Origin of the sequence: Acinetobacter brisouisimilis (genome assembly GCF_000368265.1) — a bacterium.
In the GTDB taxonomy this organism is placed as follows: Bacteria; Pseudomonadota; Gammaproteobacteria; order Pseudomonadales; family Moraxellaceae; genus Acinetobacter.
This window is the reverse complement of the sequence record NZ_KB851219.1, coordinates 1-13,490: the sequence shown is the minus strand read 5'-3', so window position 1 is coordinate 13,490 and position 13,490 is coordinate 1. Positions and strand designations below refer to the sequence as shown.

The window sequence follows — 13,490 nt, the reverse complement described above, 5'->3', positions numbered from 1 at the left end:
TTCATGAATATTGTACTGTTTAGCTTTGCAGTCACCTTGGTCGCCTACCTGATCGCAAAATTGATTAGCCGCTATGTGCCACGCGTCCCCGTTTTAGTGATTGGCATGTTTTGTGTGGTGGGGCTTCTATCTGTATTAGGCCTACCTTATGAACAATATATGCAAGGCACACATGATGTTTTTGGGCGGCTGCTCGGTTATGTGACGGTTGCGCTCGCGATACCACTGGCCACCATGCGTTATGATGATTTACCGCTCAAATCTTTAACAGGTATTTTGGTCTTTGCCAGTGTTAGTGCCGTTGCCCTCCCAATGAGCCTTGCTTATCTGCTACATATGGCACAGCCTACAATTTTGGCGTTCGCTACCCGTGCAGTGACAACACCAATTGCAATTAATATTGCGACCTTACTCGGTTCACCGATTGGTTTAGTGATTTTGATTGTGATTTTATCAGGGCTGATTGGTGCTAGTTTCTCGGGGCTAATTTTGCGCCATATTCATGATGAACGTGCTTCAGGATTGGCTTTAGGACTTGCAGCACATGCCATTGGTACAGTACAGGCGTGGCAACGTGGTTCAGTTGCAGGTCGTTATGCTGCTTTTGGCATGGCAGTTAATGGGGTATTTACCGCAATTTGGCTACCCATTGTGATCCATTTACTACATTAACTCATGAGTTCTCACTTCGGGAGTGAGTGCGATTGTTATTGCTTTACTTCTCTTTTAGAATAATTTTTGCTCATTCAATAGGGAAATTACAGAGGAGCGTTGAGCATGTGGAAATTACCACTCATTTTAACTTTGTCAGCATGTAGTAGTCTGAGTTTTGCAACGGATATTCGTGGAACTTGGAAACAAATCGATGATAAGACTGGATCGCCTAAAGCAGTGATTCAGATTCGCCAAGAAAAAGACGGCAATTATATCGGGAAAATCATCAAGGTTACTCCGCGACCAGGCTATGTGCCCAAAGAAACCTGTAGCAATTGTCCTGCACCGTATAACAACAAACCCATTTTAGGTTTAGATATTATTCATGACTTAAAGCCTATGGGCAATGACAACTATGGCGGAGGAAAAATCCTTGATCCTCTAACTGGCAAGATCTACAGTGTCAAAGGGAAGTTACTCTCAAACGGACGTCTGTTACAGTTACGTGGTTATTTAGGCATTTCAACACTTGGACGCACTCAAGTCTGGATTCGAGAAAATTAAATTATAATCAAAAGCGATCATCATACAATGACCGCTTTTGAGACTTAGACCAGAACTGGATTCTCTACGGCAAACAACTTTCGATCTTCCAGACGGTATGCCAGTAAGGTTCCACCCCACACACAACCACCATCCACACTTTGTACCTGTGCACTGATGGTTTTGCCTGCCAATGCAGCCCAGTGCCCAAATACAATCTGGTGCGTACGGGTCGTCAGACCATCAAACTCAAACCAAGGTAAAAAGCCTTTTGGCATCGGAGCATCCAGGCTATCTTTAAACGAAAATTCCAGACGTCCTTCGGCATTGGTTAGACGCATACGGGTCAAATAGTTGGTAATGGTACGCAGCCGCTCATGCCCTTGCAGATGATCTTCCCACAAGTCAGGCATTGCCCCATACATTTGCGCCAAAAAAGCATCCACTACGGCAAAGTCTTCATGCCCAATTACCGCCTGAACTTCCTGCGCCAGTTCCGCCGTTTGCTCGGCTGACCAAATACACGGAATACCAGCATGGGTCAAAATCGTCTTTTCATTTGGAAACAGACAAAGCGGTTGGCGGCGCAACCAATCAATCAGTTCATCACTATCAATTGCGTCAATAATATCTTGTGTCTGATCTTTTGCTTTGATTTTTTTGATATTACGTGCACATGCCAGCAAGTTCAGGTCATGATTACCCAAGACTGTTGCCGCACTACCTCGTTCCGCCAGTTTTTTGACAAAACGTAGCGCTCCTAAAGAATTCTCACCACGTGCGACCAAATCACCCGTGAACCAGAGAAAATCCTGATCAGGATCAAACTGAATCTGTTTGAGTAACAGTTTTAATGCTTCAAAGCAGCCTTGCAGATCACCAATTACATAGTTATAGCGTGTTGTCATTTCAAGCAACCATTTGATCGGAAAGTGCAACAAACTGTGCCAATGTTAGGGTTTCTGGGCGCGCCATCGGGTCAACCCCAGCTTGTTCAAAGCCATCTTCACGCAACATACCTTTTAGGCTATTACGTAGCGTTTTACGGCGCTGAGTAAACACATGACCGACCAAACGCGTCAAAGCCTGTTCATCTTTTGCCACAATCGGTTTTTCAGCATACGGGACTAGACGGAATACAGCACTGGTAACTTTTGGCGGTGGGTTAAATGAGCCTGGTGGCACTTCAAACAGGAATGTTGGCTGGCAATAATACTGAATCATCACAGACAAACGCCCGTATTCCTTGGTATTGGGTACAGCCGTGATGCGATCAACCACCTCTTTTTGCAACATAAAATGCATGTCTTTGACTTTACCGCCAAATTCCAAGAGATGAAACAGCAAAGGCGTCGAAATATTATACGGCAAGTTCCCCACCACACGCAGTGGGCGACCTTCCTGAAAAAGCTGACTAAAATCAAACTTTAATGCATCGGCTTCAACAATAGTTAAACGCTCAGGATGCGGTACGCGATTCGGCAAACCTGCTGCCAAATCACGGTCTAATTCAACCACCGTCAAGGCATCACATTCACCAATCAATGGCGAAGTCAGCGCTGCTAAACCTGGGCCAATTTCAACAATATTGTCACCTGTACGTGGATTTACAGAGCGTACAATTTTGGCAATCACACGCTGATCATGCAAAAAGTTCTGCCCGAAGCGTTTCCGCGCCTGATGCCCTTCTTCTTTCGGGTTTAGGGCATTAATTTGATACATAGACAATTTCCAAGAAAAATTATAACGAGTGAGCGAGGCTTAGTGCCAAATCGACTGCGACATGCAAGCTAGAACTTTTTGCCTGCCCTGTACCTGCTAGTGACAGTGCTGTGCCATGGTCAACTGAAGTCCGAATAAATGGCAAACCTAAAGTAATATTGATCGCTTCACCAAAACCTTGTGATTTTAACACAGGTAAGCCCTGATCATGGTACATGGCAAGTACAGCATCAGCATGTTGCAAATGTTCAGGAGTAAATAAAGTATCGGCTGGCAGACACAAGCTGAGCTGTTCACCCCATGCGCGGTACTGTTCTAAAACAGGATTGATCACCTCGATTTCTTCATGCCCCAAATAACCACCTTCACCCGCATGCGGGTTTAAGCCGCAAACTAGAATACGTGGCTTTGCAATCTGAAATTTGTTTTTTAAATCATGTAGTAAAATATCAATCACTTGCTGTAACCGCGTTGTGGTAATAGCATCAGCAACCTCACGCAGAGGCAAATGAGTCGTGGCTAAAGCTACGCGCAGGGTTTTAGTAGCGAGCATCATCACTACCCGTTCCACCCCTGCAAACTCCTGATAATATTCGGTATGTCCACTAAAATGGATTCCCGCATCATTGATCACCGATTTTTGCACGGGTGCAGTTGCAACCCCAACACTTTTGCCTTGCATGGCATATGCAGCCGAACGACGCAATTGTTCCAAAACATAGGCTGAATTTTGAGGATTCAATTCACCCAAAACCACATCAGTATTTAAAGGCACATGTTCAACATATAGTTGTCCTTGTGGCAAGACTTCACTTTGTCCTTTATATTCAATCAGTTCAATTTTTTTTTGCAGAATTTTAGCACGATCTTTCAACATTTGAAGATCAGCCAGTACCACAATCGGGCGCTCATCTGTTCGATCAGCCAAACTTAAACAAATATCTGGGCCAATTCCTGCAGGTTCACCACTGGTGACATATAAAGGGAGCATGGCTTTCTCTTACTTTTCAGAAATTTTACTTATTATAAAATTTCTGCCATCAAAGTTCAGTGTCTATATTGGTAAAAGCCTTAAAAAATACTCAGCTGCTGAAAATACAAAGTAAGAAGCCTTTAGCGCAATACACGGCATTGCAACAAAAAAAGACTTTAATCCTTACCCATTTCAATAAAGCCAATGTCATCTTTTCGGCCAACTCTGCTAATTTTACCAGCGACAACATAAGTTTTTATTTATCTTGATTATTTTTTAGTTTAAGTATCAATTTACCAATGATATGTGAATACACAAAAAATACTGCACGAAAGGCTTTTTATTTGTTTGTAGTTGGCTTAAAATACAGCGCTTGAAATTCGTATTTTCATTTGTGATTCTTAACGTTTTCGTTTAGAATCGCGTCTCCTTTTGTTTGGACAGATTCCATAGTCCAAACCAACTATAATAGGTAGTGGTTTAATGAAAACTCTCAGCGCTAAGCCTGCTGAAGTTCAACACGACTGGTACGTTGTTGATGCTTCTGGCAAAACTTTAGGTCGCCTTGCGACTGAAATCGCTCGTCGTTTACGCGGTAAGCATAAAACATCTTATACTCCTCACGTTGACACTGGCGACTATATCGTTGTTATCAATGCTGAAGAAATTCAAGTGACTGGTAAAAAAGCGCTTGATAAGAAATACTATCGCCATACTGGTTTCCCTGGTGGTATCCGTGAGACTAACTTCGAGAAGTTAATCGCTCACAAACCTGAAGCTGTTCTTGAAAAAGCAGTAAAAGGTATGTTGCCAAAAGGTCCTCTTGGTTATGCAATGATCAAAAAAATGAAAGTGTACGCTGGTACTGAGCATCCACACGCTGCTCAACAGCCACAAGTTTTGGACATCTAAGGGATACAGCACATGGCTACTAATTATGGTACAGGTCGCCGTAAGACCGCAACTGCACGTGTTTTCTTGTCAGCTGGTACAGGTAAACTCGTTATCAACAACCGTACTTTAGAGCAATATTTCGGTCGTGAAACTGCTCGTATGGTTGTACGTCAACCTTTAGAGCTTTTAGAAGCTACTGAAAAATTTGACCTTTACATCACCGTTGCTGGTGGTGGTATCGGTGGTCAAGCTGGCGCGATCCGTCACGGTATTACTCGTGCATTAATCGCTGCTGACGAAACTTTAAAACCTGTTCTTCGTCAAGCTGGTTTCGTTACTCGTGATGCTCGTGAAGTTGAACGTAAGAAACTTGGTTTACGTAAAGCACGTAAACGTCCTCAATTCTCTAAACGTTAATTCGTTTTCCGAATTGGACAAAAGGCCTCGGTTTTACCGAGGTTTTTTTATGCCCGATATAATGTACGAACTATGTCAAAACCATGACATGATGCAACAAAAATCGGTATAGTAATTTGTGTACTAAGAAATATTTAGAGCTTTGTTATGTCTGATCAAGAAATTAATTTAACCCCTACACGCCCATATTTGGCACGCGCAATCTACGAATGGATTTGCGACAATCAGCTTACGCCTTATCTCTTGGTCGATGCGACTCAACCGAACACCAATGTTCCTGCACAATTTGTAAAAGATGGGCAAATTGTCTTAAATACTGCACCGCATGCCGTACATCAACTACACATGGACAACCAAGCAATTAGTTTTTCTGCTCGTTTTGGTGGTGTGGCACAAAATATTTATGTACCATTTGCAGCACTTATTGGGATTTATGCCCGTGAAAATGGTCAAGGGCTCTTTTTTGATGCAAGCGAATATGCAAATATAAGTCCAACAACAGAAAACCCAGAACCAGAAACACCGAAGAAAAAACCAAGTTTAAGAATAGTCGATTAGCGCTCTTAAGGAGGAGTTCATGGCTTTTGATTTATTTCATTATTTTGCTGAGCAAACACGAATTCAAAAGCCTCAGCTTCTCAATCAATTTTCTCCAGCAGAACGACAAGCCCTGTTGCTCGAGTTAAATGCTTTGGCTTTAGGCAAACTGATCACTGAATGGCAGCAAAATGCCAGCCGTGTCTATCTGGAATTACAGCAGCAAGATCAATTGTATATTCAGCAAGTCGCACGACATATGACTACATCGGCGCATAATAAATCGACGCTGAGCAAACTTGATTTTGAACAAAGCCTCAAAGAAGTGTTGTCACTACAACTTGCTGAGCTCAAACAGCTAGATGATACAGGACACTTAGGACAAAAAGGACTCAATGAGTTGCTACTTGGGCAAATCAGCTATTTAGCTGGACAAGCTCAAGACTGGGTTTGGACAACAAATAACTTGATTCAACTGATTGGCTCTAAACCTGTCGAGACAAAACAGGTATCATTAGATGAAACAATCAAGGAGTTTAATCACATGGTTTCTCATGCTGACCATCACGACGATCATCAAGTTGCCGAACCTACTGTTGCAGCCATTCCTACTTGGGCAAAAATTCTAGAACCTGCTGTCGGTCTAGTCATTATTGGTTATTTATACTGTGCTTATCAGCAAATTGTTGGTTAAATAATCGACCCATAAAAAAAGCCAAGATCAACTTGGCTTTTTTTATTTTTAGACTTTAAGCACGGTTTTTCTGTTTCGACTTATTGAAAGGACGTTTCCGATCGCCTGTTTCACGTGGTGGCAAGCCTGTATGCTGGGTCAAAATCTGGCCTTTTTTCGGCTGCTGACGCTGTGAAGTTTGCTGACGTGCTGTATTTTCACCAGTACGTTTTTGCGAATCACCCGCCACACTCGAATTTTTCTTACGTGCAGCTTTATATTCACCATCAGCGGCTTTCGGCTGGAAAGTTGGAATCAAATGCTGCTTGGAATTACCAATCAGATCAGCACGTCCCATTTCTTTCAAGGCTTCACACAATAATGGCCAGTTGTTTGGATCATGATAACGCAAGAATGCCTTATGCAGACGACGACGTTTTTCACCTTTGACAACATCCACATTTTCAGTATAACGTGCCACTTTCGCCAGTGGGTTTTTCGCCGAATAATACATGGTAGTGGCAGTTGCCATTGGTGATGGATAGAAGGTTTGTACCTGATCGGCACGGAAACCATTTTTCTTCAACCAAATCGCCAGATTCATCATGTCATAATCGGTTGTACCCGGATGCGCTGCAATAAAGTACGGAATCAGGTACTGCTCTTTACCGACTTCCTTACTGAAACGGTCAAACATTTGTTTGAAGCGATCATAAGTCCCGATTCCCGGTTTCATCATCTTCGATAATGGACCTTGTTCGGTATGCTCAGGCGCAATTTTCAGATAACCACCCACATGATGCTGCACCAATTCCTTGACATATTCAGGATTGAGTACCGCCAAGTCATAGCGCAGACCTGAACCAATCAGGATCTTCTTAATGCCTTTAATTTCACGGGCTTTACGATATAACTGTACCAATGGTGCATGATCAGTATGAAGGTTTTGACAAACACCCGGATACACACAAGATGGTTTACGGCAGTTCTTCTCGATTTCTGGATCTTTACAATGCAAACGATACATGTTGGCTGTTGGGCCACCCAAGTCCGAAATAATGCCTGTAAATTGTGGTGCAGTATCTCGAATTTTTTCAATTTCACGCAGAATAGAATCTTCTGAACGGTTTTGGATAATCCGCCCTTCATGCTCAGTAATCGAGCAGAAGGTACAACCACCAAAACAGCCCCGCATGATATTCACCGAAAATTTAATCATATCAAATGCAGGGAAACGCGCATTACCATACACTGGATGTGGCAACCGTGCATACGGCAAATCAAACACGTAATCCATTTCTTCAGTGGTCAATGGAATCGGCGGAGGATTGATCCAAACATCACGTTCACCATGACGCTGCACTAGGGCGCGTGCGTTGCCCGGATTGGTTTCCAAATGCAAAATACGGTTGGCATGTGCATACAAAACATGGTCATTTGCCACTTGCTCAAACGATGGCAAACGAATCACCGCTAATTCACGTGGTGGCAATTTATGCTTGATGGCTTTAGATGTCACTTGCAACTGAACAACTTGGGTATGTTCATCTAGCTTGTCGCCTTCACGAACAATCGGATTTGCAACCAGTTCTTTTTGGAAATTTTGATATTGTGCTAAAGAATTGCCTTTTTCTTTTTCAACTTCACAGCCATCAATATCTTCCGTCATCACATACGGATTAATGATCGGATCAACACGTCCGATGCTATCCACATCATTACTGGCAATTTCGACAAACTTTGCTTTAGATGGTTTGTTGAGCTTATTGATAATAAATGCTGTACCACGAACATCAGTAATCTGATGAATTTTTTCACCTTTTGCCAAACGATGCATCACATCAATAATGGCGCGTTCACCATTACCATACATCAGCATATCCGCTTTTGAATCCATCAAAATCGAGCGGCGGACTTTATCCGACCAATAATCATAATGCGCAATACGACGTAAACTACCTTCAATACCACCCAAAAGTACAGGAACATCAGGAAAGGCTTCACGGCAACGCTGACTATAAACGGTTGCGGCACGGTCTGGGCGTTTGTTTGGAACATTGTCAGGAGAATAAGCATCATCCGAGCGGATTTTACGATCTGCAGTATAACGGTTAATCATCGAATCCATGTTGCCTGCGGTCACACCCCAAGCAATGGTCGGTTTGCCTAAAACACGGAAACTTTCAACATTGGTCCAGTCTGGCTGAGAAATAATGCCGACACGGAAACCTTGCGCTTCCAAAACCCGCCCAATCACACCAGACACAAAAGATGGATGGTCAATATAGGCATCACCACAGACTAAAATAAAATCACAAGCATCCCAGCCCAGTTGATCCATTTCTTCGCGTGACATCGGCAAAAATGGTGCGGGTTCAAAACATGACGCCCAATATTTGTCGTAATCAAACAACGCTTTTGGCGCAGTCTGCATAGTATAAGCAGTAGACATGGCTAGCAATTCTCGGCTGGCAGATGGAAGATCAAAAATAGATCAAAGATGAAAGCCGATCATTTTACCATGAATTCCATTCAGTTTTGTAAATTTAAGAATTGCAAAAACAAAGAGATAAAAAATAATTCGCTTAAAGTTTAATCAAATTAAAAACTTGAATCTTGATCAAACCTGTTCAAAACTTAAGTATTGCTTTGACTTCCATGAATTTTTCATATCAATCTACAAAAAATCGCACAAAAAACTTAAATTGAATTAAACAACCATGCTCCTATAAGCAGGATAATTTTGAATTCGTTGACACCATGCTTGAATATTTGGGTAAAGGTTTAAATCAAAACCACCTTCATCAGCAACATGGGTATAAGCATAGAGAGAAATATCTGCCAAAGTGAGTTCATTTCCGACTAAATAATCATGTTGACCCAATGCTTGCTCCATAATGGCTAAAGCTTTATGCCCTTTCGGCTGCAATGCATGATATTCCTCAACACGAGCTTCGGGTAAACCTAAGTATTTATTGATAAAACGTGCAACTGCAATAAAAGGCTCATGGCTATACTGTTAAAAGAACATCCATTCATACATTTTGGCTTTAGCATAGCGATCTGTCGGAATAAAATTTGTTCCTTCTGCCAAATAGCCCAAAATCGCATTGGATTCCGTCAAAATTTGCCCATCATCCAGCACTAATACAGGAATTTTACCATTTGGATTCATCTGTAAAAATTCAGGTGTATGACTCTCTGCTTTCAGTACATTGATATGTAACCGTTCATATTGAATGCCTAAAAATTCAAGGAGTAACTTCACTTTATAGCAATTTCCAGACAGCATATCTCCATAGACTTTCAATGTTTATTCTCCAGATTGTTTTAAAGTTAATCTCTTAAATCTTGAAACTACTTATTTCAAAAGATTAGAAAATAATGATTAATTCTTATAACCTGAATAAATAGGCTTTTTCGTCTTTGTAAAATAGATCTCATAATTACTCAGTTGACTTGCTAAACTTTGTATAATTGCTTGATAAAGTACTTTTCCTTGAACAGGAATCTCGCTTAAAAATATTATTTCACCATCACCATTTAGCAAATTTTAAACTGACTTATGGATTTTAAAATAACCCATAATCCACGCATAAAAAAGCACCCCCAACGGTTAAGTTGAGGGTGCCTGGAATAATGAGCTGGCGATGACTTACTCTCACATGGGTAACCCCACACTACCATCAGCGCTAAGAGGTTTCACTTCTGAGTTCGGGAAGGGATCAGGTGGTTCACTCTTGCTATGGTCGCCAGCACAACTGTTATGGACATTTTCGGGTTTTATGCTCAGATCACGTTGATCTTGTTGCTACCGTACTGTGTACCAAATGAGTTATTAACAAATTGGTTTGTTGAGTCTTACTTTAAGCAGTTCATTTTAGCGTTTTGCTTAACTTAATCAAGCTGTTTTGCTGTTTTATGAATCGATTGAGCTTTATATACAACTGCTTGGGTGTTGTATAGTCAAGCCTCACGAGCAATTAGTATTGGTCAGCTTCACATATCACTATGCTTCCACACCCAACCTATCAACGTCCTAGTCTCGAACGGCTCTTTAGAGGAATAAATTCCTAGGGAAATCTTATCTTGAGGTAGGCTTCCCGCTTAGATGCTTTCAGCGGTTATCCCTTCCGAACATAGCTACCCGGCGATGCGACTGGCGTCACAACCGGTACACCAGAGGTTCGTCCACTCTGGTCCTCTCGTACTAGGAGCAGATCCTCTCAAATTTCCAGCGCCCACGGTAGATAGGGACCGAACTGTCTCACGACGTTCTAAACCCAGCTCGCGTACCTCTTTAAATGGCGAACAGCCATACCCTTGGGACCTGCTTCAGCCCCAGGATGAGATGAGCCGACATCGAGGTGCCAAACACCGCCGTCGATATGAACTCTTGGGCGGTATCAGCCTGTTATCCCCAGAGTACCTTTTATCCGTTGAGCGATGGCCCTTCCATACAGAACCACCGGATCACTAAGACCTACTTTCGTACCTGCTCGACTTGTGGGTCTCGCAGTTAAGCGCGCTTTTGCCTTTATACTCTACGCGTGATTTCCGACCACGCTGAGCGCACCTTCGTACTCCTCCGTTACTCTTTAGGAGGAGACCGCCCCAGTCAAACTACCCACCAGACATGGTCCTCGCTCCAGATTATGGAGCAGAGTTAGAACCTCAATATTACCAGGGTGGTATTTCAAGGATGGCTCCATTGGAACTGGCGTCCCAACTTCAAAGCCTCCCACCTATCCTACACAAGTAAGATCAAAGTTCAATGTCAAGCTGCAGTAAAGGTTCACGGGGTCTTTCCGTCTAGCCGCGGGTACACCGCATCTTCACGGCGAATTCGATTTCACTGAGCCTCTGCTGGAGACAGCGCCGCCATCATTATGCCATTCGTGCAGGTCGGAACTTACCCGACAAGGAATTTCGCTACCTTAGGACCGTTATAGTTACGGCCGCCGTTTACTGGGGCTTCGATCAAGAGCTTCGCTTACGCTAACCCCATCAATTAACCTTCCAGCACCGGGCAGGCATCACACCCTATACGTCCACTTTCGTGTTTGCAGAGTGCTATGTTTTTAATAAACAGTTGCAGCGGCCTGGTTTCTGTGGCTGCCAACAGCTCATCCCGCAAGGAGAATCACCGTCAGCAGCGTACCTTCTCCCGAAGTTACGGTACCATTTTGCCTAGTTCCTTCAGCAGAGTTCTCTCAAGCGCTTTGGTCTACTCGACCTGACCACCTGTGTCGGTTTAGGGTACGATTCCTGTGTAACTGAAGCTTAGAGACTTTTCTTGGAAGCATGGTATCAGCCACTTCACTGTACAAGTACAGCTTGCTATCAACTCTCAGCATAGAGCACCCCGGATTTGCCTAAGATGCATGCCTACTGTCTTCCACCTGGACAACCAACGCCAGGCTGACCTAACCTTCTCCGTCCTCTCATCGCATTACACAGAAGTATTGGAATATTAACCAATTTCCCATCGACTACGCCTTTCGGCCTCGCCTTAGGGGTCGACTCACCCAGCCCCGATTAACGTTGGACTGGAACCCTTGGTCTTTCAGCGAACGGGTTTTTCACCCGTTTTGTCGTTACTCACGTCAGCATTCGCACTTCTGATACCTCCAGCAGACTTCTCAATCCACCTTCATCGGCTTACAGAACGCTCCCCTACCACTTACGCATAAGCGTAAATCCGCAGCTTCGGCACATAGTTTTAGCCCCGTTACATCTTCCGCGCAGGCCGACTCGACTAGTGAGCTATTACGCTTTCTTTAAAGGGTGGCTGCTTCTAAGCCAACCTCCTAGCTGTCTATGCCTTCCCACATCGTTTCCCACTTAACTATGATTTTGGGGCCTTAGCTGGCGGTCTGGATTGTTTTCCTCTTGACTACGGACGTTAGCACCCGCAGTCTGTCTCCCGGATAGTACTCATAGGTATTCGGAGTTTGCATCGGTTTGGTAAGTCGGGATGACCCCCTAGCCGAAACAGTGCTCTACCCCCTATGGTATTCGTCCGAGGCGCTACCTAAATAGCTTTCGGGGAGAACCAGCTATCACCGAGTTTGATTAGCCTTTCACCCCTATCCACAAGTCATCCCCCGGCTTTTCAACGACGGTGGGTTCGGTCCTCCAGTTAGTGTTACCCAACCTTCAACCTGCTCATGGATAGATCACCCGGTTTCGGGTCTATACCCAGCGACTAAAACGCCCTATTAAGACTCGATTTCTCTACGGCTCCCCTATTCGGTTAACCTCGCCACTGAATATAAGTCGCTGACCCATTATACAAAAGGTACGCAGTCACACCACGAAGGTGCTCCCACTGCTTGTATGCATGCGGTTTCAGGATCTATTTCACTCCCCTCACAGGGGTTCTTTTCGCCTTTCCCTCACGGTACTAGTTCACTATCGGTCAGTCAGGAGTATTTAGCCTTGGAGGATGGTCCCCCCATATTCAGACAAGGTTTCACGTGCCTCGCCTTACTCGTCATCATTATATGTGCCCTTTCGTGTACGGGACTATCACCCTCTACGGTTGCACTTCCCAGAGCATTCCGCTAAAACACATATAACTTAATGGGCTGATCCCCGTTCGCTCGCCGCTACTGAGGGAATCTCAATTGATTTCTTTTCCTAAGGGTACTGAGATGTTTCACTTCCCCTCGTTCGCCTTGCAACACTATGTATTCATGTTGCAATACCTACCTTATGGTAAGTGGGTTTCCCCATTCAGACATCTCCGGATCACAGGATATTTGCCGCCTCCCCGAAGCTTTTCGCAGGCTATCACGTCTTTCATCGCCTCTGACTGCCAAGGCATCCACCACATGCACTTAATTACTTGACTATACAACCCCAAACAGTCGTTATTACCTACAAGTAGTAATAAGACATGATCAATGATTTCTCATCAATCTCTTACAGTTTGAAGTACTGTGAACTTAATCACTGTACAGCTTCAATCTAATTCATATACCAAAACGCTTGATTCAGTTAATTTGCTAGTTCTCATTTCAATTCTTAATTAAACCGTAACACTTACGCATTACTGTCAATCTTGAATTAAAT

General features: G+C 43.5%; 10 protein-coding genes, 2 rRNA genes and 1 pseudogene. 6 read left to right on the top strand and 7 right to left on the bottom strand.

Annotation, left to right across the window (positions count from 1 at the left end):
• The first annotated feature begins 3 nt into the window (after positions 1–3).
• Both F975_RS03725 and F975_RS03720 read left to right on the top strand, forming a co-directional pair.
• Positions 4–672, top strand: a complete 669-nt coding sequence (locus F975_RS03725) for an LrgB family protein (protein ID WP_004750510.1) — start codon at positions 4–6, stop codon at positions 670–672.
• A gap of 105 nt (positions 673–777) precedes the next feature.
• A complete protein-coding gene (locus tag F975_RS03720) occupies positions 778–1,218 on the top strand; it encodes a DUF2147 domain-containing protein (RefSeq protein WP_004750507.1) in 441 nt (146 codons plus the stop codon).
• A gap of 44 nt (positions 1,219–1,262) precedes the next feature.
• On the opposite strand, the gene F975_RS03715 is transcribed toward F975_RS03720, so the two are convergent.
• From F975_RS03715 to pdxA, 3 genes are read right to left on the bottom strand one after another with little or no spacing between them, the layout of a single operon-like run.
• Complete coding sequence (locus tag F975_RS03715) at positions 1,263–2,105, bottom strand: symmetrical bis(5'-nucleosyl)-tetraphosphatase (protein WP_004750505.1); 843 nt, start codon at positions 2,103–2,105, stop codon at positions 1,263–1,265.
• A 1-nt stretch (position 2,106) separates the two neighbouring features.
• Positions 2,107–2,919 carry a 16S rRNA (adenine(1518)-N(6)/adenine(1519)-N(6))-dimethyltransferase RsmA gene (gene rsmA, locus F975_RS03710; RefSeq protein WP_004750503.1) on the bottom strand — a complete coding sequence of 271 codons (813 nt, stop codon included), beginning with the start codon at positions 2,917–2,919 and terminating at the stop codon, positions 2,107–2,109.
• Between the two features lie 19 nt (positions 2,920–2,938).
• A complete protein-coding gene (gene pdxA / locus F975_RS03705; protein ID WP_004750502.1) occupies positions 2,939–3,910 on the bottom strand; it encodes a 4-hydroxythreonine-4-phosphate dehydrogenase PdxA in 972 nt (323 codons plus the stop codon).
• Between the two features lie 465 nt (positions 3,911–4,375).
• Here pdxA and rplM point away from each other — a divergent pair, with 465 nt between their 5' ends.
• The 4 genes from rplM to F975_RS03685 all read left to right on the top strand — a co-directional run bounded on the left by rplM (position 4,376) and on the right by F975_RS03685 (position 6,434).
• The gene (rplM, locus tag F975_RS03700; protein WP_004695096.1) at positions 4,376–4,804 is read left to right on the top strand and encodes a 50S ribosomal protein L13; all 429 of its coding nucleotides are present in this window, start codon (positions 4,376–4,378) and stop codon (positions 4,802–4,804) included.
• Positions 4,805–4,816: 12 nt separating this feature from the next.
• Positions 4,817–5,203, top strand: a complete 387-nt coding sequence (rpsI, locus tag F975_RS03695) for a 30S ribosomal protein S9 (RefSeq protein WP_004750500.1) — start codon at positions 4,817–4,819, stop codon at positions 5,201–5,203.
• A 147-nt stretch (positions 5,204–5,350) separates the two neighbouring features.
• Positions 5,351–5,761 (top strand): ClpXP protease specificity-enhancing factor, encoded by a 411-nt coding sequence (locus F975_RS03690; RefSeq protein WP_004750497.1) that lies wholly within the window; start codon positions 5,351–5,353, stop codon positions 5,759–5,761.
• Between the two features lie 19 nt (positions 5,762–5,780).
• Positions 5,781–6,434, top strand: coding sequence for a hypothetical protein (locus tag F975_RS03685; protein ID WP_004750496.1), 654 nt, complete (start codon positions 5,781–5,783; stop codon positions 6,432–6,434).
• Positions 6,435–6,489: 55 nt separating this feature from the next.
• Here F975_RS03685 and F975_RS03680 read toward each other — a convergent pair whose 3' ends face one another.
• The 4 genes and pseudogenes from F975_RS03680 to F975_RS03665 form a co-directional block, all read right to left on the bottom strand.
• Positions 6,490–8,865, bottom strand: coding sequence for a YgiQ family radical SAM protein (locus F975_RS03680; protein ID WP_004750494.1), 2,376 nt, complete (start codon positions 8,863–8,865; stop codon positions 6,490–6,492).
• Positions 8,866–9,123: 258 nt separating this feature from the next.
• Positions 9,124–9,723 (bottom strand): annotated as a pseudogene (locus F975_RS03675) (glutathione S-transferase family protein).
• A gap of 332 nt (positions 9,724–10,055) precedes the next feature.
• Positions 10,056–10,170, bottom strand: a 5S ribosomal RNA gene (rrf, locus tag F975_RS03670).
• Between the two features lie 205 nt (positions 10,171–10,375).
• A 23S ribosomal RNA gene (locus F975_RS03665) occupies positions 10,376–13,269 on the bottom strand.
• Positions 13,270–13,490 lie beyond the last annotated feature (221 nt).